The sequence below is a fragment of the Salinicola peritrichatus genome, from assembly GCF_003206715.1.
GTDB classification, from domain to species: Bacteria; Pseudomonadota; Gammaproteobacteria; order Pseudomonadales; family Halomonadaceae; genus Salinicola; species Salinicola peritrichatus.
In genome coordinates, this window is sequence record NZ_PZJU01000044.1 from 1 (window position 1) to 21,690 (window position 21,690).

Annotated in this window: 16 protein-coding genes; 7 read left to right on the forward strand and 9 right to left on the reverse strand. The window is 63.1% G+C overall.

Features of this window, described 5'->3' with window-relative positions; all coding sequences use genetic code 11:
- Positions 1-24: 24 nt before the first annotated feature.
- From DOM57_RS15510 to DOM57_RS15520, 3 genes are all read right to left on the reverse strand, one after another.
- Entirely contained in the window at positions 25-234 is a 210-nt protein-coding gene (locus tag DOM57_RS15510) for a hypothetical protein (protein ID WP_239496263.1), read from the reverse strand.
- An 89-nt stretch (positions 235-323) separates the two neighbouring features.
- Positions 324-740: a type II toxin-antitoxin system VapC family toxin gene (locus tag DOM57_RS15515; protein ID WP_110650101.1), complete on the reverse strand. Its 417-nt coding sequence runs from the start codon at positions 738-740 to the stop codon at positions 324-326.
- The gene (locus DOM57_RS15520; protein WP_110650102.1) at positions 737-991 is read right to left on the reverse strand and encodes a FitA-like ribbon-helix-helix domain-containing protein; all 255 of its coding nucleotides are present in this window, start codon (positions 989-991) and stop codon (positions 737-739) included. Before DOM57_RS15520 ends, DOM57_RS15515 begins: the two co-directional genes overlap by 4 nt.
- Positions 992-1,249: 258 nt before the next feature.
- Here DOM57_RS15520 and DOM57_RS15525 point away from each other — a divergent pair, with 258 nt between their 5' ends.
- The 6 genes from DOM57_RS15525 to DOM57_RS15550 all read left to right on the forward strand — a co-directional run bounded on the left by DOM57_RS15525 (position 1,250) and on the right by DOM57_RS15550 (position 5,467).
- Positions 1,250-2,617, forward strand: a complete 1,368-nt coding sequence (locus DOM57_RS15525; protein WP_110650103.1) for a hypothetical protein — start codon at positions 1,250-1,252, stop codon at positions 2,615-2,617.
- A gap of 87 nt (positions 2,618-2,704) precedes the next feature.
- On the forward strand, positions 2,705-2,995 hold the full coding sequence (locus DOM57_RS15530; RefSeq protein ID WP_204352997.1) for an antitoxin of toxin-antitoxin stability system: 291 nt from the start codon (positions 2,705-2,707) through the stop codon (positions 2,993-2,995).
- On the forward strand, positions 2,992-3,276 hold the full coding sequence (locus DOM57_RS15535; RefSeq protein WP_110650104.1) for a type II toxin-antitoxin system RelE/ParE family toxin: 285 nt from the start codon (positions 2,992-2,994) through the stop codon (positions 3,274-3,276). Before DOM57_RS15530 ends, DOM57_RS15535 begins: the two co-directional genes overlap by 4 nt.
- 126 nt (positions 3,277-3,402) lie before the next feature.
- Positions 3,403-3,621 (forward strand): RpnC/YadD family protein, encoded by a 219-nt coding sequence (locus tag DOM57_RS15540; RefSeq protein ID WP_110650105.1) that lies wholly within the window; start codon positions 3,403-3,405, stop codon positions 3,619-3,621.
- 275 nt (positions 3,622-3,896) lie between these two features.
- Positions 3,897-4,205 (forward strand): helix-turn-helix domain-containing protein, encoded by a 309-nt coding sequence (locus DOM57_RS15545; protein ID WP_204352998.1) that lies wholly within the window; start codon positions 3,897-3,899, stop codon positions 4,203-4,205.
- A gap of 245 nt (positions 4,206-4,450) precedes the next feature.
- A complete protein-coding gene (locus DOM57_RS15550; RefSeq protein ID WP_162619563.1) occupies positions 4,451-5,467 on the forward strand; it encodes a glycosyltransferase family 2 protein in 1,017 nt (338 codons plus the stop codon).
- Between the two features lie 281 nt (positions 5,468-5,748).
- On the opposite strand, the gene DOM57_RS15555 is transcribed toward DOM57_RS15550, so the two are convergent.
- Genes DOM57_RS15555 through DOM57_RS15585 form a run of 6 tightly spaced genes read right to left on the reverse strand, consistent with a single transcriptional unit; the run spans position 5,749 to position 20,526 of the window.
- Positions 5,749-7,071: an aminotransferase class I/II-fold pyridoxal phosphate-dependent enzyme gene (locus DOM57_RS15555; protein WP_110650107.1), complete on the reverse strand. Its 1,323-nt coding sequence runs from the start codon at positions 7,069-7,071 to the stop codon at positions 5,749-5,751.
- On the reverse strand, positions 7,068-14,831 hold the full coding sequence (locus tag DOM57_RS22370) for a type I polyketide synthase (protein ID WP_239496264.1): 7,764 nt from the start codon (positions 14,829-14,831) through the stop codon (positions 7,068-7,070). Before DOM57_RS22370 ends, DOM57_RS15555 begins: the two co-directional genes overlap by 4 nt.
- 56 nt (positions 14,832-14,887) lie before the next feature.
- On the reverse strand, positions 14,888-16,405 hold the full coding sequence (locus DOM57_RS15570) for an LTA synthase family protein (protein ID WP_162619564.1): 1,518 nt from the start codon (positions 16,403-16,405) through the stop codon (positions 14,888-14,890).
- Positions 16,405-17,208 carry an SDR family NAD(P)-dependent oxidoreductase gene (locus DOM57_RS15575; protein WP_110650109.1) on the reverse strand — a complete coding sequence of 268 codons (804 nt, stop codon included), beginning with the start codon at positions 17,206-17,208 and terminating at the stop codon, positions 16,405-16,407. Before DOM57_RS15575 ends, DOM57_RS15570 begins: the two co-directional genes overlap by 1 nt.
- Positions 17,205-18,452, reverse strand: a complete 1,248-nt coding sequence (locus DOM57_RS15580; RefSeq protein ID WP_110650110.1) for a capsule biosynthesis protein — start codon at positions 18,450-18,452, stop codon at positions 17,205-17,207. The genes DOM57_RS15575 and DOM57_RS15580 overlap by 4 nt, the downstream gene beginning before the upstream one ends.
- Before the next feature lies 1 nt (position 18,453).
- Positions 18,454-20,526 (reverse strand): capsular polysaccharide biosynthesis protein, encoded by a 2,073-nt coding sequence (locus tag DOM57_RS15585; protein ID WP_110650111.1) that lies wholly within the window; start codon positions 20,524-20,526, stop codon positions 18,454-18,456.
- A gap of 741 nt (positions 20,527-21,267) precedes the next feature.
- On the opposite strand from DOM57_RS15585, the gene cysD reads away from it, so the two are divergent.
- On the forward strand, positions 21,268-21,690 hold a 423-nt coding region (gene cysD / locus DOM57_RS15590; protein ID WP_162619565.1), incomplete at its 3' end, for a sulfate adenylyltransferase subunit CysD.

A 21,690-nucleotide genomic window follows, 5' to 3' on the forward strand; every position in this document is an offset into this window, starting at 1 on the left:
AGTGTCGAAGTCGGGCGGGCCGGATCATGACGCCACCGTGACAGCGACGAAGCGCGCCGGTCGATGGCGTGGCGGTACGTCGATGCCCTGAACCTGCAAGCGCTTTTCCCAAGTCATCAACTCGGCCAGCGTGAGATGCTGCTCCGCCGCGTAATCACACAGAGCCAGTTCGCGGGATGAGGCGTGAAACAGATGGCCCAACCAGAAGGCTTGCGTCGAGGTCAGCTCGCTCATGATGCTCTCCGTCAATGGAAAGACATCAGTCTGCGGGGAGCGGATCGGACCGAGAAGATGGGGTTTATGGAGCGCTTACTTCGGAACGGTTAGGTTTCCCAGGGGTTAATGATATCTACGCCTGCAGCCTCGAATGGAGCCGTGTCGCGGGAGGCAACCTGGTAGCCCTGTGATACGGCAATGGCGGCAATGTACCCATCCGGAACAGGAAAACCACGTCCGGCGGTTCTGGCAGTGACGGCCAGTTCGGCATACTTGCGGGCAGCCTTGGTGTCAAAGGGTAAAATTCGCCCCATGAACAGCTCCATAAGACCATCCAGGGCCTCGTTTAGTATGTCTTTGCGCCTCCCGTCAGGCAGCGCCGCAATGCCAAACAATAGCTCTGCCAGCGAAACGCTGGACAAATATAGCGTTTCGGCCGATTGCGCGTTGAGCCAAGCTCTGACAGCCGGGTTAGGTTTGGGTTTCATCGCCTCGGAAACGACGTTGGTATCAAGGACGATCATTCAAACCTCATAGGCTTGGCAGGTGTCTTGTCGCGCGCCTGATCGAATAGCGCAACGTCTTCGTTGGTCAGCCCCACCTTGCGTCCCAGAGCCGCCAGAGCATCGCCCATGTGAAGGCGTTTTTCCGGCCGTGTGGCCTCTTCCAGGATGGCTCGTACCTCGGCTTCGGTGCTGCGGTTATGCCGCTTGGCCCGTGCCCTCAATGCATTGTGTACTTCGTCAGGAATACTTCTGATTGTCATCATGCCCATGGCTCATCATCCTCTGTTGCATGCGGTTAGCACGACTGAATTCTTTCTGCATTCAATATAGCATATTGTATTCATGGCTTCGCTGACATGATTCGTCTACTGGAAAGCAACCTTCGGGTTGCTTTCTGCGTTTCTGAGGGCCTGGTTCATCTCGCGTCAATTGCGCCGCCTTGACTATGCTTTTCTCCGAGTATGGACGAAGGCAGGGTGGGCCGCGCTCGCCATGAGCCTGAATCCGGCCCGGAGGAGGAGCAGGCAATGACCACACGCGAACATGCCGCACGCCAGATTCAATCGGCTCTGCAGCAGGCATCCGCCCGCGGAACCTACGTGCTCTTCCGTGGCGAGTATCGCGAGATGCCGGTGGTCGAGGTGCCGATCGATCTGCCGCTGTTTCGCCCGGAAAATGGCCGGTTGATCACTCGGCTTCATGAATATCTGCGTGAGCAGGGGATCGGCGAGCGTGAGTTCTCAGCGCGGATCGATCAGCCATGGGTACAGGAAGCGCTTCAGCAGCTATTGCTACCGTTGTCCCGGGATCCGCAGGGTTCCATCTACGAGGAACTGGCGCGCCAGGCCCAGCAGACCGAGCCTTTGCTGCTCACTTACGATGGTGTCGTCGTCAATGGCAACCGGCGATTGGCGGCCATGCGTGCGCTCCACGAGCAGGATCGCGAGCGCTACGCTGCCTTCGGCCAGGTACGCGCCACGGTGATGCCCGAGGACGCCACCGCCGAGGATATCGAGTATGTCGAGTCGGCGCTGCAGTTGGCCCCGGAGACCAAGCTGGCGTACACCTGGATCAACCGCCGCTTGAAACTGCGCCGCCAGCGGGAAGTGTTGAAGCTGCCGGTCAAGCGCATTCTCGAGAGTTATCGCCTGCCGGACGAGAAGAGCCTGGAGCGGGAGCTGGCCGAAATCGATTTGGCCGAGGCGTATCTGCGCGACTATCTGGGGGAAGCCGAGGATTACCCGCGAATCGAGGATGCCGAGTTATATTTCGTGGCGCTCAACGAGCAGTTGGCGGCCATCGAGCCTTCCCGGCTGCGGGCGCTCTGGCGGTGGGCGGGGTTCGCGATGATCGATGTGCGTGAGCAGGAAACCAAGGTGCTCGACTACTTTCCTTTCGTGCCGCCCAACCCGGCCAACGTTCCCGAAGCCGCGATGGTCAACCTGGCGCGGTCTCGCGGGCTGGTCGGTGAAACCGAAAGGGCGGATTCGGTGGATTCCTTGCCGTTCTCCGCCATGGAGCGCCTGATGAGTCGCCGCGACTCGGCCCGGGAACTCACCCAGGAGCTGACGGACGTTCTCGAACAGCTCCGTATCGAGGCGAACTATCACGAAATGCCCAGGCGCCTGCTGCGCCACGTGCAGAGCGCCCGCAAGCTGGCCGAGAAGTTGGAAGCGGATCGTCTCACCGCTGGCCAGAAAGCGAAAATCGGCTCGGAGCTGGCGGCGATCGGCTATCACAGCCGGCGCTTTCTGGAAGCGGAGGAGGATGCACCGGCACCGATCTCTCCGGCGCGGCGCAAATGGCGCAAGTTCCGCGAAGCGCCGCAGCGGTTCTGCCGAGACTCCACCAATCCGCTGCTGCGCTGGCTGGGGCGCCACTGGCCGGGCGGCTGAGGGATTTAAAGTCGGTACCTCAACGGTGTTTTGGCTATAAGGTAATGCTTGAGTATATACTGGGTATAGCCCAGAGGAGGTTCTTTTATGGCGACGAAAGTTTTTACCATGAAGCTGGAAGAAGAGCTGCGCGACACGTTCTTTGAGGAAACGAGGGCCGCTGATCGGCCTGCCGCCCAGGTCGTGCGCGAGCTGATGCGCGATTACATCGCGCAACGCAGGCAGGCGCGCGAATACGACGATTATATGCGTCGGAAGGTCGAACAGGCACGGGCACAGCGAGACGCGGGTCAGCACTTCTCTGACGAGGAAGTGGAAGCCGAGGCTGAGGCCCGTCGTGCCGAGCTGCTGAGACGCGCCGCTGGGACCGGGCTGTGAAGGTCCGCTGGATAGCGGCGGCAAGACAAGACCGCGCCGACATTATCGATTACATTGCTGACGAGAATCCCCATGCGGCGCTCAAGATGGACCAGCTTTTCAGCGATGCCGCTAAACAGCTTGGCGACTTCCCGACACTCGGCCGCTTGGGAATAGTGCCAGGTACTCGCGAGCTGATTCCGCATGAAAATTACCGCCTCGTCTATGAGGTAGACGAGGCGAAAAACACGGTATGGGTGATGGCCTTGGTACATACGGCTCGCCAGTGGCCCTCGCGCTGATTCTTTTCCTCCCAGCTACGCCGGCACTTTGTCATCTGGATCAGGCGCGTACTGCTACCGAGCTGGGTACCCGAAAACGAAGGGACCGAGTGGCAGTCGCTCGATGACTTAAGCGAGGTACACAACATGCTAGCCGAACGCGCGAAGAAATGGCCCGAGCAGTGGAAGCAGCAGGGGCTTGAAGAAGGTCGTCAGGAAGGCCGTCAGGAAGGAGCAGAGAAGGCCCGATTGGAAACGGCTCGTAACCTGATACGTGAAACCTCGTTAGCCGACGAGACCATATCGAGTGCTACGGGGCTATCCGTTTCCGAGGTTGCTGAACTGAGAGCAGAGTTACGACATTGATCACGTCAGCAAGGACACGCCTGAACGTATTGCTTTTTCGCAAGCTACGGGCCGAACTGAAGCATTGACCTGGTCGTCGGCGCGCTGCCCTTCAGGTGTTGGGACAAGGAATACGGAATCGGAAAGCAACCTTCGGGTTGCTTTCCGCGTTTTTGAAGGTTCGGTCTTGAGTGGGCGTGTGAATGCAATAAATACGTTGCTATTTTGACCTTAAAGCAATATATGTGTTGCTATCTATTTCTCGAACATAGCCAGGCGGGTTAAGGGAGCCGGATATGACATCGCCATCCATGTCTCTCCTCGAGCAAATCAAGCGACGACGACTTTTCCTCGATCTGACGCAGCAGGACATGCAGGCCCGCATCGGGATGACTCGTCAGCAGTACCAGCGTCTGGAGCGCGGGGGAAATCCCCGGCTGGAAACGCTCACGCTCGTTGCCGAAGGGCTGAATGCGGAATTGATGCTGATCCCGCGAGAGAAGCGACTGGCTGTCCAGCGGTTGCTCGAGGGCGGCACCGATGAAGCAGGCACGCCGTCTGCCGATGAAAATCCCTGGCATGGCTTGCTCGACGGAGACGCCTGATGAAGTCCGACTTTTCAGTCAGAACTTAGGTTTCACTGTTTTCGTGTGAAATAAATCATATTGCCCATTACGTTACGTTACCCCAACCTCGAAAAAACGAGTGGCAAAACGCTGGCCGGAACGATGAGCGACCAATGGGGAACCGGTGCAAGCCAGTTCTGCCAATGGGCTCTCATTTCGAAAACGCCGTGCACACTCACGACATCTACGCGACTAATCAGCGTTCACATTCGATGGGATGGGTCATGACGAAACCAACGATCAAAATTTGTGCCGTGGCGAAGGATGAAGGGCCGTATCTGGCGGAATGGGTTTTCCATCACCTTCATTTTGGTTTCGATTCGATTCATGTATTCATCAACCGCACGTCGGATTCGTCGGCGGAGGTTCTGGATCGGATCAATCGGCAATACCCCCAGGTCACTTATGAATTCATCGATTGGATCGACCAGTGCGACTTCAACGTAAGCTCGAAACTTCAGACGATCGCGTATGCGCAGGGGCTGTATCAATCGCGGCAGCAACAGGTCGATTGGTTGATGTTTCTCGATATCGATGAATTCTGGGTGCCGGATGATTTCAAAACTTCTGTCGATCAATTGGTGACAGAGATAGCCAGCGGAAGGCCCAAGCCCATCTGCCATCTGTGGCACTGCGAACTGGGCCGAGACGAACCGTTCAGCTCTTTGGCGAGCGATATCGATTATAAGGTCTCGTCGCACTTGAAAACCCTGTTTCCTCTCCGTGGCGTGAGGGTCAGGCGAGTCAGAATTCATTATCCCGTCTTCAACAACGGTGTGATTGCGGTCGACCCCAATGGGGAGCCAATGGAATTTGATGAAAAGAATGCCCAACTGGCCAGCCAATCGGTCATCGCGCCCAAGCGGGCCTATGTGGTCCATCGCATGTATCGCTCCGAGGACGAGTATCTGGCGGCGTTGCTGCGTGGCCGTCCTTCCCAGAGGCAACAGCTCAAGACCAACCGTCCCAGTTATCGCTCTTCCCGCCGCAATGCGGCAAGTCGGCTCCGTTTTCGTTGGCCGGAGACTGAATTTGGAATCTATGACCGGGAAAAACGAAAATTCCTGGAAGCCATCGACCATGAGAACCTGGTTGCGCAGGACAGAGTCAATATTCTGGCCAGAGCGCAGCAGGCTGTGTCTCTGCTGAAGGATATGCTCACCACCCCGGAACGCGATCAAGCGCTGAAATGCTTGAATGGCACCCGCTACATGCCTAAGGAAGAACCCATCCGGGTTTGATGCGCTGTTTAAGCTCTGTCTGAAAAATCGACGAGCGATGGCCAGACAAGGCGCAACGACCATAGGGAGTAACAGCCGAAGGCTGGCCCGAAGGGTGAGCGTAGCGAATCAAAATCGGCGAAAAAGCGGAGTTTACGAGGGTGTAAATGAGCATTTTGAGCCGATTTTTAACACAGTATGGGTGAGCGCAGGTATTTTTCAGACAAAGCGTAACGAACGCGGCCTTGCCATCCTCCATGGCAAGGCCGCGTTGCGTTCAGCCCGTGAGAAGGGCGGGGCGATCAGTTGGTACGCGCTTTCCACTCCGCCTGGAGAACGTCCAGAGTGTGGTCGATCTGCTCGCGGGTATGATCGCAGTTGAGGAAGAAGCGCAGGCGGGCGCTCTTTTCCGGCACCGCCGGGTGCAGGATCGGCTGCACGTTGATGTCGTGCTTGAGCAGGGCGTCCGATAGCCCGGCGGCGAGCACCGAGCTGCCGACGATCACCGGCACGACGGCGACACCGATGCTCTCGCCGATATCGAATCCGCGCGCCTTGGCCTGTTCCAGGAAGTAGCGCGAGATTTCGTGCAGGCGCTGCAGACGTTCCGGCTCGGCTTTCATGACTTCCAGCGCGGCCAGCGAAGGCGCCGCGACCTGCGCCGGCATACCGACGCTGTAGAGAAAGCCGGGGGCGAAGTAGCGCAGCATCTCCACCAGCTCGCGGCAACCGGCGATATAGCCGCCACATCCCGAAAGCGTCTTGGAGAGCGTGCCCATCCAGATATCGACGTCGCGGGCCGGTACCCCGCAATGCTCCCGCAGTCCCAGCCCGCTGTCGCCCATCACGGCGAAGGAGTGGGCCTCGTCCACCATCAGCCAGGCCTGGTGGCGCTGCTTGATCTCGACGAAGCGTTTCAGGTCCGGCGCGTCTCCGTCCATGCTGTAGAGACCTTCGATCACCACCACCACACGTTCGAACTGGCGCCGGTGGCGTGCCAGCAACGCCTCCAGCGCGACGGGATCGTTGTGGGCGAAGCTCATGCGGCGAGCGCCGGAGAGCTGCGCGCCCACCACCGTGCTGTTGTGGATGTACTCGTCGTGCAGCAGCAGATCCTTGGGGCCGAGCAGGTAGCCCAGCGTCGACACGTTGGTGGCATGGCCGCTGACGAAGACGACGGCATCCTCGACCTCGTAGGTCTCGGCAATGGCGCGTTCGAGGGCCTGATGAATCGGGCGCTCGCCGGAGACCGGGCGGCTGGCGGAAACCGAGCTGCCGTAGCGCTCCAACGCCTCGACGCCGGCTTGAATCACCCTGGGGTGATGGGCCAGGCCGAGGTAGTTGTAGCTGGCGAAGTTGATGCATTCATGCCCGCCGATGATCGTGGTGGCGCCGGCGGTGCCTTCGTGCACCTTGAAGAACGGGTCGGGAATGCCGAGCCGCTGGCCGCCTTCGCGCATCAGCTTGAGCTGCTGGTAGCCAGGGTGGCGGTCGAAGCGGGTAAAGCGCTCATCGACGCCGCCAGCGGATGGCTTGGGCGTACTTTCCCCTTCCGGACGTTGTTGGCGACGTTGACGAGCTTCTTGTAGCAGGCGCTGTTTGAGAGCGTCCCGGGGATGACTCACGATTTGGCCTCCCCGGCCCCACGGCCGCTTTGCGGCTCATTAAAGCGATTCTGCAATTCGTTGACTCCGTGTTGGGCGGCCAGGCTGTTGCGCACTTCGTCCTCGCTGTCGGCTCCGGAATCGTCGCCGCGCAGCTTGAGGATCAGGTAATCGCACAGTTTGGCCAATGTGCCGGCTTCGCTCAATACCATGACGGGTACCTGGATGCCCAGGCGGGACTCCAGCGCGGTCACCAGCTCGACTCCCATCAGCGAGTCGAAGCCCATGTCGTAGACGGACTTATGAATGTCGATCTTCTCCTCGTCGATCAGCAGAATCTTCGCCAGCTCCTTGCTGAGCACGCTGATCAGCGTGTCGTACAGCGCTTCCGGCGACAGGCTGGCCAGCAGTTGCTGCAGGTCGTCGTCGCCTTCCTGGTCGCCGTCGTCCTTGGCGGTGCGGGCGATCTCGCGATAACGCGGCGCGTCCGCCGTGGGCAGGAAACGGGCCAGGGCTCGCCAGTCGAGTTCGAGCACGCCGAGCGAAGGCACGTCGGCCACCAGCATGCGTTCGAGTACGCCGAGGGCGTCCTGCGAGGTCAGCGCCTGGCCGCCCAGGCGTTCCTGCAGGCTGTCGCGGGTCTGGGTGTGGCGGGCGAGGAAACCGACGTCCTCGATCGCGCCCCAGCGCACCACGGTGGCCGGGCGGCCCCGGGCCCGGCGATAGGCGGTGAAGGCTTCCAGCCAGTGGTTGGCGGCGACGTAGCTTGCCTGTCCCGGATTGCCGAACAGCGTGGTCGCCGAGGAGTAGACGACGAAGAAGTCCAGCGGATCCGTCGTCGTCAGCGCATCCAGATGACGGGCGCCTTCGAGCTTTGGTGCCATCGAATGACGAATACGCGCTTCGTCGAGATTGCGAATCAGGCCGTCGTCGATCACCGTGGCCGCGTGGACGATGCCCTTGATCGGGCCGAGGAGTTCGCGGGCCTCGGCCAATACCTCCCTCAGCGCCTCGGCGTTGGTGACGTCGCAGGCGCGGGCCCCGACCGTGACGCCGAGCGCTTCCAGGCGCACGATGCCGGCCTGGGCCTCTTCGGTGGTTGGGCCACGGCGGCCAAGCAGCAGCAAGCGGCGGGCGCCCTTGGCCGCGAGCCATTCGGCGGTGGCCAGGCCGAACCCGCCCAGGCCGCCGGTGACCACGTAGGTGCCTTCGGCGTCCAGCGTCAACGGTGCGTCTTCCGCCGGCGCCGGCGCCATCTGCGGCGGGCGCTCGTAGGTCACCACCACCTTGCCGATCTGGCGCGCCTGCTGCATGTAGCGGAAGGCTTCGACCACGCGGTCGCTGCCGAAGGCGACATAGGGCAGCGGCGAGAGGGTGCCGTCGGCGAACAGCGTCATCATCTCGCCGAACAGCTCGCCGGTCAGCTTCGGCAGTTCGCGCATCAACTGGTCGGAGTCGACCCCGAAATAGCTCAGGTTGTTGCGGAACGGACGCAGGCCGACCTTGGTGTTCTCGTAGAAATCGCGCTTGCCGAGTTCGATGAAGCGCCCGAACGGGTTGAGCACGCGCAGGTTCTGGTTGATCGCTTCACCGGCCAGCGAGTTGAGTACCACGTCGACGCCGGGACCGCTGAGGTTACGATCCTCTCCACCATTTTCGAGCATGGCATTGTCGTGCAGGATCTCCTCGGCGAAGGTCAGGCTGCGCGAATCGTAGAGTCGCTCGACGCCCATCAGGCGCAGGAAGTCGCGCTTCTCCGGCGAGCCGACGGTGGCGTAGATTTCCGCTCCCAGCCAGCGCCCGATCTGGATCGCGGCCAGGCCGACGCCGCCGGCGGCGCCGTGGATCAGCAGGCGTTCGCCGGGTTGCAGCCGGGCCAGATGCTTGAGCGAGTAGTAGACGGTGAAGAATGTGGTCGGAATCGTCGCCGCGGCGGCGTAACCGATCTCGGCCGGAATCGGCGCGACGGCGTTGGCATCCGCGATCAGCCGGTCGCTGAAGCTGGCCGGGCCGAAGCCGACCACGGCGTCGCCGGGGCGCAGCGGGCTGTCGGGATCGCCGACGCGTACCACCTCGCCGGCGAATTCCAGGCCGAGGGTGGGCCCGGCGAAGCCGTTTTCGATCGCTTCGTCGGAGAGCAGGCCGAGGGCGTACATCACGTCGCGGAAGTTGAGGCCGGTGGCCTTGACCGCGATCTCGACCTGGCCGGCCTGCGGCGCGGGCAGATCGTGGGGCTGCCAGCGCAGGTGGCGCAACTGGCCGGGCAGCTCGAAGCCCAGGCTGACGGCGCGAGCGCCGGCCGTCTCGTCGTCGCTCGCCTGTTCGGCGGGGGTGGTACCCGGCGCGGGTTGCAGGCCGAGGCGCGGAACCCAACGCTGACCATCGCCATCGAGCACGATCTCGGTCTCGGCATCGGGCACGCCGAGCTCGAACAGCAGCGCATCCAGCACCTCGCCGGAGAGCGAATCGCGGCTGATCGGCGGCAGGTCGAGCAAGCGCACCTGACGGCTGCACGCCTCGTTCTGCAGCGATCGGCCGAAGCCCCAAAGCGCTGCGTCTTCGGGCAGCTTAGAAAGCGCTGCGTCTGCGGGCAGCTTGGAAAGCGCTGCGTCTTCGGGCCGCATAGAGAGCGCGGCATCTTCGGGTCGCATAGAGAGCGCGGCGCTTCCGGGCTGCTTGGAGAGCGCGGCGCCTCCGGGCTGTCCGCTCGGACAAGGCCAGTGCGTGCCGACACCCAGCGTGATCAGCCACAGAGCCGCCGGGCTGGCGTTCGCCTCGAGACTCTGCAGCCATTGCGCGGCCAGCACGCAACGGGCTTCGGCATCGCTGGCGAGTCCACGCAGGTCGAGGATCTGGGTCGCCGCGGCATCCGTCGCGCTCGGCAACAAGACTTCCGGAGCGAGGGAAGAATCGGCCACATGGGTGACCGGCTCGCCCAGTGTCTCCAGACGGGAGACCAGCGCCTTGGCCAGCCATTGCGAGGCCTCGTCGCTGACCACCAGCCAGTGATCCGGCGTCGCGGGCGTCGAGTCGCCGGCGGCGGATTCGGCAGCGGTGGCCGATGTCGCCAGAGGGGCCTGGGCGGTCAGCAGTTGCAGGCCGCCTTGTTCGCTCTCCAGCGCGTGGCGTTCGATCTGGCGATAGCCGAGGGCTTCGAGCCGTTGGCAAGTCGTGTTCAGGTCGGCGGGCAGCGAACCGGGTTCCGTGCCGTTTGATGGCGCGGCTTGCGTGCCGTTTGATGACGCGGCATCCAGCGCCAGCGAGAGGAACGACTGCCAGTCCGTATCGCCCAGCGCCAGAAACGCGATCTGGGCATCGTCGGCCAACTGTTGAGGCAGCCATTGCAGCAGGGCATCGATTTCGCCCTGGGTGCCGTCCAGCGTCACCAGCGCCACATTGGCGCCAATGACGGGGGCCGGGGCGTTCGGCGTCAGCAGTTCGACCCGGGCATCGCGCTCGGCCAGGGATTCCGCCTCGCTCATCGCGCTATCGCGCAGGGCGACGAAGCGGAAGGCCGCCCGATCACCGTGGATTGCGCCCATCAGGCGTTCGCCCAGCTGTGGCCGGGACGCCGAGGCTTCGAGCATCACCAGACGCTGATGCGGTGGCAGCAGTTCCAGCGACATCCGGTACTGCCCTTGCCAGGTCTCGGCCAGAGCGAACCAGCCGCGTTCGCCGACGGCGGCCTGGACCAGCTGCGCCAGGCGCGCTGCATCCACCCCCAGCGAGGCCCGGCTATCAAGATGATCATCGAGCCAGTCGGCCAGATGCAGCCCGAAGCGGCCGACACTGTGGGTCAGCGCGGCGTAGTCCGGGTAGTCGCGGATCAGCAGGTTCCAGATCGTGGCGGCGTCGATCTCCTGCGCTTCACGCAGTTGCCAGCCGGCCGGCGTTTCGCTGACCACGCCGGTAGCCAGGGCCAGTTTGATCAGGTCGTGACGGCGCCGGCGCAGGTCCGTCGAGCCGGCATCGAAGCGGCCCTGCATCAGCTGGCCGTCGGCATCGGCATGGCGGCGCAGCGCTTCGTCGAGGAAGGCCGCGACCAGGGTATCCAGCAGCGGTTCGACCTCTTCGCCGTAGCGGCCGCCGGTGACGTCGCGATAGCGCTCCTTCAACTGGCCCAGGGCCAGCTCGGCGGTGGCATCGTCCAGCGGCAGGGCAGCCGCCTCACGCGGTGCCGGCACCAGCCGATGATCGAGATAGCTCAGGCGGTGCTGGGTCGCGTGACGCAGGCGGGCCGCCTTGAAGCGGGCGCCCTCGACCACCGCCACGGCGTTGCCGTCGGCGTCGAACAGCGCGACTTCGGCGCACAGCGAGTGGGGCGCGCGGCTGACCAGACGCACTTCCATCGATGCCGGCGGCGCGGCGTCGGCTCGGATCTGCAGCCGTTCCAGGCGTACCGGAACGAAGGCGAGCCCGCCGGCGGCGGCCAGTTCATCGGCCAGCAGCGGGATGAACAGCTGGAAGGCGCTGTCGAGAATACCCGGTGCCAGCAGGCAGTCGCGCTGGTCCTCGGCAATCGCCGGCGGCAGATCGATACGCCCGAGGGCGCAGTCGTCCTCGACCCAGACCTCGCTGATCGCCTGGAAGCCGGGGCCGTAATCCAGGCCGACATGGGCCGCCATCGCCAGATGCTGCTCGCGGGTGAAATCCGCCGGGCGCTCGGGCAGTGGCGTACCGCGTCGCGTCAATGACAGGCCACGGGTCTGGGTGGCGATGCGCGCGCGGGCGTTGAGAGTCCACGGATCCTCGCTGGCCGGCTCGCGGCTCTTCATGGTCAGGCTGCCGTCGGCTTCCTGAATCTCCAGTTGGAGTTTCTTGCCGTGCGGGGCATCGAGCAGCAGCGGACTCAGAATCTCCAGCGCCTCGACGTCGAGCAGCGGCGTCGCCTTCCAGGCGGCGGCCGCGGCCAGCGCCAACTCGGCGAAACCGGCGCCGGGGAAGACGGTGGCGTCACCGACACGGTGATCGGCCAGCCACGGCAGGCGCCGGGCGTCGAGCTGGCTTTCCCACGCCAATCCCTGGCGGGCGAGGCGATAGCCCAGCAGCGGATGTTCGTAATGGCGCGCCATCAGACCCTGGGAATCGCCGGTGGGCTTGGCCCAGTAGCGCTCGCGCTGCCACGGGTAATGCGGCAGGGCGACGAAGCGGCCGGCGACTGGGAACCAGGCGTGCGGCGACACCGCGCCACTGACCAGCATGGCGGCAAGACTGCTGTCGATCGCGCTGGCGCCGTCGTCGTCGCGGGCCAGGGTGCCGATGGCGCTGCCTTCGACGGACTTCGCGGCGAAGGCGTCGGTGAGGTAGCGGCGCAGGATCGGCTGGGCGCCGATCTCGACGAAGGTGCGCGCGCCGGTGTCGATCAGCGCGTCGATGGCCGGCGCGAACTGCACCGGCTCGCGGATGTTGCGCCACCAGTATTCGGCGCCGAGTTCGCTACCGTCGAGCGCCTTGCCGGTCACGGTGGAGATGAATGGCAGGTCGCCGCGAGTCGGCGCGAGGTTCGCCAGGGCGTCGATCACCGGCTGACGGATCGGGTCCATCGCCGGGCTGTGAAAGGCGTAGTCGAGCGCCAGCCGCTTGGCGAAGATGCGCTCGGCGGAGAGCGCGGCCTCCAGCCGTTCCAGCGATGCCGAGGGACCGGCCAGGGTGACGCCCTTGGGGCTGTTGACGCCGGCGATGACGATATCGGCATAGTCCTTGGAACCGTCCTTGGAACCGTCCGGATCGTCGAGCCAGCCCTGCATCGCCTCCGCGCCGAGGCCGACCGCGGTCATCTCGCCGCTGCCACGGGTACGCCCCTGGCCGGCGCTGCGGTGGAAGATCACGCTGACCGCATCGGCCAGCGTCAGCGCGCCGCAGGCCCAGGCGGCGGCGACTTCACCGACGCTGTGGCCGGTCACCGCGACCGGGCGCACGCCTTCGGCTTCGAGCAGCCGGGTGAGGCCGACCTGGAGCGCGAACAGGGCGGGCTGGGCGATCTCGGTACGCGCCAGGCGGTCCTCGTCCCCGGTTTCATCCTGTTGATTCGTGCCGTCCAGCTCGGCGCGCAGCGAGAAGTCGGCATGGCGCTGGAACAGCGCATCGACCTCGTCGACGGCGGCGGCGAATACCGGTGACTCCGCGAGCAGCGTCTTGCCCATCGTCTGCCACTGGCAGCCGTTGCCGGTGTAGACGAAGACCGGGCCAAAAGCGTTGTCGACCGAGTCGGCTTCGACCCGCTCGCCGATGGCGGCGCCGGGCACGCTCTCGGCGGCGGCCAGGGCATCGAGCCGGGTAATGGCGTCGGCCGGGTTGTCGCTGAACAGTACCGCGGCGTGGGGGTGCGCCTCGCGGCGGAAAGCCAGGCTGTAGGCGGCGTCGTAGAGCGAGACGTCGCCGTCGGTCAGGCTGTCGCTGACGCGGCCGGCGAATTCGCGCAGCGCTTCCGGGCTACGCGCGCTGAGACACAGCGGCAGGTGCCGGGTCGGGGCGTAGGACTCCGCTGGTTCCGCCTTGGGCGTCTCCGGCGGCGACTGCAGGATGACGTGGGCGTTGGCGCCGCCGAACCCGAACGAATTGACGCCGACGGTCAACGTGCCCTCGGCCTTGAGCGGACGCGGCTTGTCGACGATGTCGAGGTTCCAGCCTTCGAGATCGATGCGCGGATTGATCTTGCGAATGCCGATGGTCGCCGGCACTTCGCGCTCGCGCAGGGCGTAGAGCGCCTTGGCCAGCCCGGCGACGCCGGAGGCGGTCTCGAGGTGACCGAGGTTCGACTTGACCGAGCCGATCGGCAGTGGCCGGCTGCGTTTCCGGCCGATCGCCGCGCCGATGGCGCGGGTCTCCAGTGGATCGCCGACGGCGGTGCCGGTGCCGTGGGCCTCCAGGTAGTCGAGATCGTCCGGGGTCAGCCCGGCGCGCTCCAGGGTCTGGCTCATCAGTGCCACCTGGGCGTCGGCGTTGGGCACCGTCAGGCCCTTCTTGTAGCCGTCGGTGTTGACGCCGCTGCCCGCCACCACGGCGAGAATGCGGTCGCCGTCGGCCACCGCCTTGTCGTAGTCCTTGAGCAGGAACACGCCGCCGCCTTCGGAGCGCACGTAACCGTCGCCGGATTCGTCGAATACCTGGCAGCGGCCAGTGGGCGAGAGCATGCTCGCCTTGGAGAAGATGATGAAGCCGTAGGGATGCAGATGCAGGCTGATGCCGCCGGCCAGGGCGATATCGGTCTCGCCGCTGCGGATCGACTGGCAGGCCTGATGGAAGGCGACCAGCGACGACGAGCAGGCGGTATCCAGCGACATGCTCGGGCCGTGCAGGTCGAACACGTAGGAGATGCGGTTCGAGGCGATGCTCGAGGTGTTGCCGGTGGCGGTGGAGGTATCGATCGCCGCCATGTCGTCGGCCATGCGATAGGAGTAGTCGAGGCTGGCGATACCGATGAACACGCCACACTGGCTGCCGCGCAGGCGCTGCGGCGGGATGCCGGCATCTTCCATCGCTTCCCAGGCCATCTCCAGCAACAGACGCTGCTGCGGGTCCATCTGGGCGGCTTCGCGCGGCGAGATGCCGAAGAAGGCGGCGTCGAAGCCCGAAATGTCGCCGAGACTGCCGGCGGCGAAAGTATAGCTGGTACCCGGATGCTGCTTGTCCGGATGGCGGTAAGCCTCCAGCCCCCAGCGGTCGTCCGCGACCGTGGTGACGAGGTCCTCGCCGGCTTTGAGCGCTTGCCAGAAACGTTGTGAGGTCGGGGCGCTCGGGAACCGGTGAGCCGCGCCGATGATGGCAACGCGTTTGGTCATTGGGACTCCTTGCTTCGTAGCGATTCGGCTACGTCTTGCACAATTCGCACCGCCATTCACGTACGGTCGATGATTCTGTCGTAAATTGTTGTTCCCAGCTTATCGGCCGGGATGGTCCTTCGCACGTTATCGCCGGAATGTGGCTTGGTCTGCCAGATGAAATAGTTCGTCAAACCATCTGGCTCGCCATGCCGTGCGTAGACTTTTGGCATGATCGGCACGTGATCGCCATAGAACGCCAGCATGCCCTGCCTTCCACCCTTCTGAAGAGAGTCCCTGAGCAGGGAAAGCATACTATTGGTGTTGCGCAGATGTCTTAGATAAACCGTGAGGTCTTCGCAACCACTCGTAACATTGCCTTCGACCCACGCCTCGGCGACGGCCGGATCCGGTGTCTCCAGGTGGAGCGGGCCGTGATTTTCCATGCTGATGACGAAAATGAACAGCGGTTTATCGCCGTCGACCTGCAGGAAGTCCTGAACCTTGGCCGCCAGCGCGAGATCGCCGACGTACTGGCCGTCGCGATCGCTGGCGTCGAACGCGGCGATGTCGATGAACTCATCGAAGCCCAGGCGCGGATAGACCTTGTCCCGCAGGTAGAAGCTGGCGGGGTAGGGATGAATGCATAGCGTCCGGTAGCCGAGCCGCTTGAGCGCGCCGGCGAGATTGCGGACGTCATGCCTGGCGAGGTGGTGGTAGGGATTGAAGCGGTGCCCGCCCAGATGTTCGGGAGTGAGGCCGGTCAAGACCGCGCACTCCGTGCGGACCGTGTTGGCGCCCCAGGCCGGCACGTCGAAACGGCCGGCCTGCAGCGCCTCGCCCATCAGCGCGTCGTATTCGTCCAGAATCTCGCGGCGGATCGCCGGGTGCCAGTCACGCGGGTCGAAAAAGGATTCGCTCTGAACCAGCACCAGGTTGGGCAACGCTGCGGGGTCGGGCGGCGTGGCGGGGGCCGCGAAGGCCTCGGAATTTTCCTGGGCATCGATGGGCTGGCGAGTGAGCAGGCCGTAGGCCCACAGGTACGGGTATAGCCCGAGACGCACCAGATCGTCGTTGGGCTCCAGCGTACAGCCGGGAAGCCGAGGCAGCAGCAGCGCGAGCACGACGCTGGAGCCGGCGACCAGGATCAATGTCGCCAGCAGCGACCAGGGCGCATCGGGGCGGCCGAACAGCGAGGGCTCCAGCCAGAAGCCGATGGCGATGGCGATGGCGCCCGCGGTACTGGCGGCGATGGTCAGGCCGATGCCGAAGAAGGGAATGTAGAGGCGCGGATGACGAACGGCATCGACGAAGTACTCGAAATCCTGACACAGGAATGGCTCGCGAAGCGACGATGACTTGGTGTTGTTGACCTGAATCACCAGCATCTGCAGCGAGGCCGCAATGACCACGGCGAACCACGGGCGCTGGACGACCAGCAGCCAGAACGCGAAGTGCAGCGCGCTGGTGGCCAGGTGTACGCCGATCGCCGAAGGCGCGCGCAACCACAACGCTCGGGGGCGCGGCTTCAGCAGTCGTTCGAAGAGCGAGTTCAGTACGAGCGCGGTAACCGTTGCCAAAAACCAATGTGCCATCAATGCGTCCCTTCGCCGTAGTCGAACCATTTGAGCAGACGCTGGGAGACCGCCGCCGGCAGTACGGCCAGCCACCAGCAGCCGAAATTGAGCGGGAAGGGGAAGCTGATTCGTGCGCGATTGCGTGCGATGCCGTCGGCGATGCGCTTGGCGGCGCGTTCGGGCTGCCACAGAAATGGCTTGGGGCCGGGCATCTCATGGCACATCTTCGAACTCACGTAACCCGGCATGACCACGCTGACGCCGACACCATGCGGCGCCAGCCAGCCGCGCAGGGCTTCGCCATAGGCTTTGACACCGGCCTTGCTGGCACTGTAGCTGGGGGTGACGGGCAGGCCATGATAACCGGCGAGCGAGCTCATCAGGACCAGTTGGCCACGCTTGGCCGCGCGCATCCGCTTGCCGAGGAAATTCCCCATCGCCATCGGCACCCGCAGGTTGATCTGGAGCAGTCGGCTGGCGTCATCCCATGACTCGCCGCGACCGTCCTCGCCGATATTGATGTTCATGCCGGCGTTGACGATGACGATATCCGGCGGCGTCGGCTCGCAGAGTGAATCGAGCCAGCCGAATAGCGCATCATCGTCGTTTAGGTCGACCTGGCTGGTTTCGACGCTGGCGCCGCGCCGGCGACACGCCTCGGCCACCTGCTCGAGGACGTCGGTCCGGCGACCATGCAGGATCAGCTGATTTCCCTGACCGGCACTTCCTTGACTGGAGCCGGCACTTCCTTGACTGGCATAGTGCCGGGCCAATGCCGTGCCGATGGCCCCGGTGGCGCCGGTGATGACGATACGTGTCATGAGCCGATCTCATCCATGAGTTGTTCGAGTGGCGAGCGCTGGCGTTCCAGCGCCTGCAGGGCATTCCGGGACGCCAGCGCGATCCCGGGGTTGCAGTAGAAACCGCCGTTGATCTGTACGGTCTGGGCAACGGTGCGCCGATAGGCTCGGAAGAGCTCGGCATCCGGTTTGGGCACATTTTGCCAGAAATCGTCGAGAGTGCCCTGGTGGGTCAGCCCGGGCATGTCGTAGATCGGCGAAGCCAGGGCATGGGTCGGGCAGCCGAAGCCGAGAGAGACGTTGCCGGCGGTGCTGTTGACGGTCACCAAGCCGCTGGCCTGCTTGAGCAGGGCTTCGAGGTTGCCGCCCTCCAGATACACCAGGCGGTCGCCGAGGTCGTACTCCTGGGTCAATACCTTGATCAGCCGGGCATAGTGCGCCAGGCCCATGTCTAGCGGGTGGTTCTTGATCACCAGCCGTGCATCCGAAGGGGCGTTGAAGGCGAACGCCGCCGCCACCTTGCCGATCACTTCCTGCATGTTCTTGAAATCGGAGTGGTAGCGAATCTGGGAGTCGCTCTTGAGCTGGAGCGGTAGCAGGTAAAACGGCCGTTTCGATGCCAACAGATCCTGCATGCGCTGATCGTCGCGACGCTTCAGGTAGGGCATACGCGCCTTGCGGAGCAGGAAGCCGGCGTACTCCACTGGCGCGGTGACCAGGGCATGATTGCGATAGTGCGGATGCAGGAACGGGTTGGCGACGCCCGCGAGATGATAGAGCACATCGTGACGCGCGCGCATGTGGAACTGGTTGGGAAAGGGCTTCGGCCTACCGACGCTTGGCAGGCGCTTGCCGGCTTCGCGATACCAGTCGGGATCGCGCGGCAGCAGCGAGTGTGCGTTGACGCCTTCGCGCTCCAGCGTTACCCAGTAGGGCCGGAAGTAACCCTCCTCGAAGACGTGGTTGCGAATGCCGCGTCCGCGGGCGGCCAATATGGCGCGGCGATGCACCGGGCGGCGATCGCCGAAGACCACCTGGTCGGTGATGCCGTACTTCTCCCAGACACACTGTAGATACTCGGGGATGTTCTCGGCATGGCCGCGGTAGACGCAGGTGTTGCCCAGGCGCCAGTAGACGCTGTCGCCAACGGTGAAATTGACCTTGGTAACCGAATGTCCCGCCGCCAGCAACCGTTCCCCGAGCCGATTGAAGAACGGCGAGCAGACCCCTTGCAGCAACAGGAAATGCTTTCTGTTCGTCGTCAAATCATTGCCTTCTGGAGAACAGGTTGCGATAGAGCCGGTAGAGACGCACGCGCATCGGCAAGCCGCGGTAACGCGAGCGCTGCTGCTGCATCAGCTCGATCGCGGTGTCGGCGTTGCAGAACTCCCCGGTGGCGGGATCGACATAGGTCGGATAGACCAGCAACGAGCCGGCGATCAATGCATCCAGGGAAAGACGGCGCTGGCGTCGCGGTGAGCGGATACGGTCATGTGTCAGCCCCCAGCCGGCATAGAAAGGCAGTCCATAAGTATGCACTTCGACACCGCGCATCAGCCCCTCGAAACCGGTCAGCGAGCACATGGTATGAATTTCGTCGGCGATGTCGATCAGGTCGATGATGTCGCAGTCGACCAGTTCGAGGTCGAAAAGGCCACGGGCGGATTTGCCGATCACGCCGACGCGAGCGCCGGAGACCACGTCCGGATGCGGCTTGTAGATGACGAAGGCATCCGGCCGGTTTTCACGCACCGCTTCCAGCAGCGCCTGATTGGTCTTGATCTCCGGCGATCCCTGGGCAATCGAGGCGTCGCTTTCGACCTGGCCGGGCACCAGCACGATTCGCCTCGAACCGATGCGTTCTCGCGGTAGATGTGGGGGCGTCTTGCCATGGACGTTGTACTTCGACAACTTCAACTCGATCAGACGTTCGCGAAAGCGTGCCGCGCGGGTCAGCAGTGCCGGCTCGAACTCGCTGTGCTCCAGCAATTGCTCGAGATCGTTGGTGTGATTGGCGTCGTAGTAGAGGCCGCGGGAATCGAACGCCAGCGACAGCGGCCGGGTCAGATCGACACCGAGCCCGACCGAGCGTACGAAGCCATCCTCCATGCGCCATAGCTGTATATCGTTGGCGGCGCAAAAATCTTTAATCTCATCAGTGACTTTCTGCCCCCACACCACCAATCGGTCATGACCGTCTGCCTGCTGTGCCAGCGGATGGTCGCCGCGGACGAAGTGCACGCTGGAAGCCGGGCCGAGGAAATCCTTGACGAAGGCGCGCTTCCAACTGGAGAAGCCGATGGCCAGCCAGCGTCCGGCCAGCCGATCGCGCTGACGTTTCTGGTCGGCGATCAGGTCGATCGTCGTCTCGAGCGTCGACGCCTGTCCGGTGTAAGGATTGGCGTAACGGCAGTAGCGCAGATAGGCCGCGGCGAAGAGTTCCGGCAGTGTACGCCGACGCTGGCGGCGTTCGCAGCGCAGCGTATCCCGGGTCAGCCCCCAGCCGGCGTAGAACGGCATGCCGAAGCAGTACACCGGCTTTTCCGCCATCAACGCCTCGAACCCCAACTGGCTGGTCACGACGAAGACCGCATCGACGGCGTCGATCAGCGCCCACGGATTGATGTCCTCGCCGATCAGCCGGCAGCGGGGATGCGTCTTTGCCTGTGTCAGATAACCCTGCTTGCGCCCGGCGATCACGTCCGGATGGGTCTTGATCAGGATTTCGGCGTCGGGATGGTCGGCGATCGCCCGTTCGAGCATGGCATCGAACGAGGTCGCATCAGCCAGGCCATGGGTAATCGAGGCGTCGTCGCGGGTCTGGTCGACCACCAGTATTCGCGGACGACCGGCAGGCGCCAGCGGCCGGTCAGGCGCGTGATTGTACTTGGACAGCCGCAGCTCGCGCAGACGCCGCATGGCGCCTTCGGCACGCTCGAGCTCGCTCGCCGTGAACATCGCCTCGTTCAGTAGATGTTCGAGGTCGGAAGGGCGGGTCGCATCGTAATAGATGCCGCTGTAGTCGACGACCAGGCTATGAGGCTGGGAGTAATTGACGCCGAGGCCCAGCGAGCGCAGAAAGCCATCCTCGATGGCGACATAGGGTAGGCCGCGCTGTGCCGCCAGGCGTCTTGCCCTGGTGGAGGTCGGTTTCAGCCCCCAGCCGAGGATGGCGTCCACCGGCTGCCGGCTACCCGACGTGAGGCACCGTTTGAGGTGAACCAGGCGGTCGTATTCCGGCAATAGGCAGCGAATGATGTTCCACCGTGCCAGCCCTTTGGAAAGGTAACCGGCCACGCGGGCGGAAGACGGTCGCGTGACAGTCGAATCGTTGTACATGGATCGGAAGGGGAGCGGTCCGTCGTCAAATGGGTGGCTACGCTACGCAAGTTCGGAGCGTTAGGCAATCGTCCGCATAGTGTATCGCAATCGGCGCTTGGGAAGGTGTCTCGCTTCCTTCCGGTGAGGAGGTCGATATTACCGGTTCAAATGCTTAAGGCGTTAATGAATAGGGTAAATGTAAGCAATGTTTTCTGGGGTAAAATTCGGCATCGAGAGTATTAAAAAAGCCATACGTTGAGTTTTGTATTTGAGGTATTTATTTCACTCACATCCTGCATGAATGACGAAGAAACTTGAACGACAACGGCACTAACCCGTTCCTTCAACGGGATGAGGGTGGGCTATCGGTGTTTGCTGATTTTTACGCTTTCAATCAACGCTTGATAGTGTTTTTTCATTTATAAAACAACGGCTTGCTTAGAGTTAAAAATATCAGGACAAACCGCTTTATTTTTGCGATGGCTCTGGCTTTGGGATGTGTGAAAGAAAGGGGTTGATGGCTTTACAAGTGCTTACTTGTCATAAATTTAATATTTGACTCCCGCCTGTTATTTGGCCGAAAAAGGATCTCGAAAAGTCTCGTAAAAGCACTGAGCGGTTTGATAACAATTCTTTTCCGACGAGCTATGAGCCGCGAACAACGAGCTGCGAGCAGTGAGCAATGCGTAATGGATATATCACCGAGCTGCTCGAAACCCGAGGCCCGTATCTCGAAGCTTAAATTTGACGGAACACACGATGTCTAAACTCAGCGCAGGAAGACAGACTCATCTCAAGCAACTCGAGGCGGAGTCGATCCACATCATCCGCGAGGTCGCCGCCGAGTTCCGCAACCCGGTGATGCTCTACTCGATCGGCAAGGACTCCTCGGTGATGCTGCACCTGGCGCGCAAGGCGTTCTATCCCGGCCCGCCGCCGTTCCCGCTGATGCACGTCAACACCACCTGGAAGTTCCGCGAAATGATCGAGTTCCGCGACAAGATGGCCGCGGAAGTGGGCATGGAACTGATCGAGCACATCAACGAGGAAGGCCGCGCCGCCGGCATCAACCCGTTCGATCACGGCAGCGCCAAGTACACCGACATCATGAAGACCCAGTCGCTCAAGATGGCGCTGGACAAGTACGGCTTCGATGCCGCCTTCGGTGGCGCCCGCCGCGAC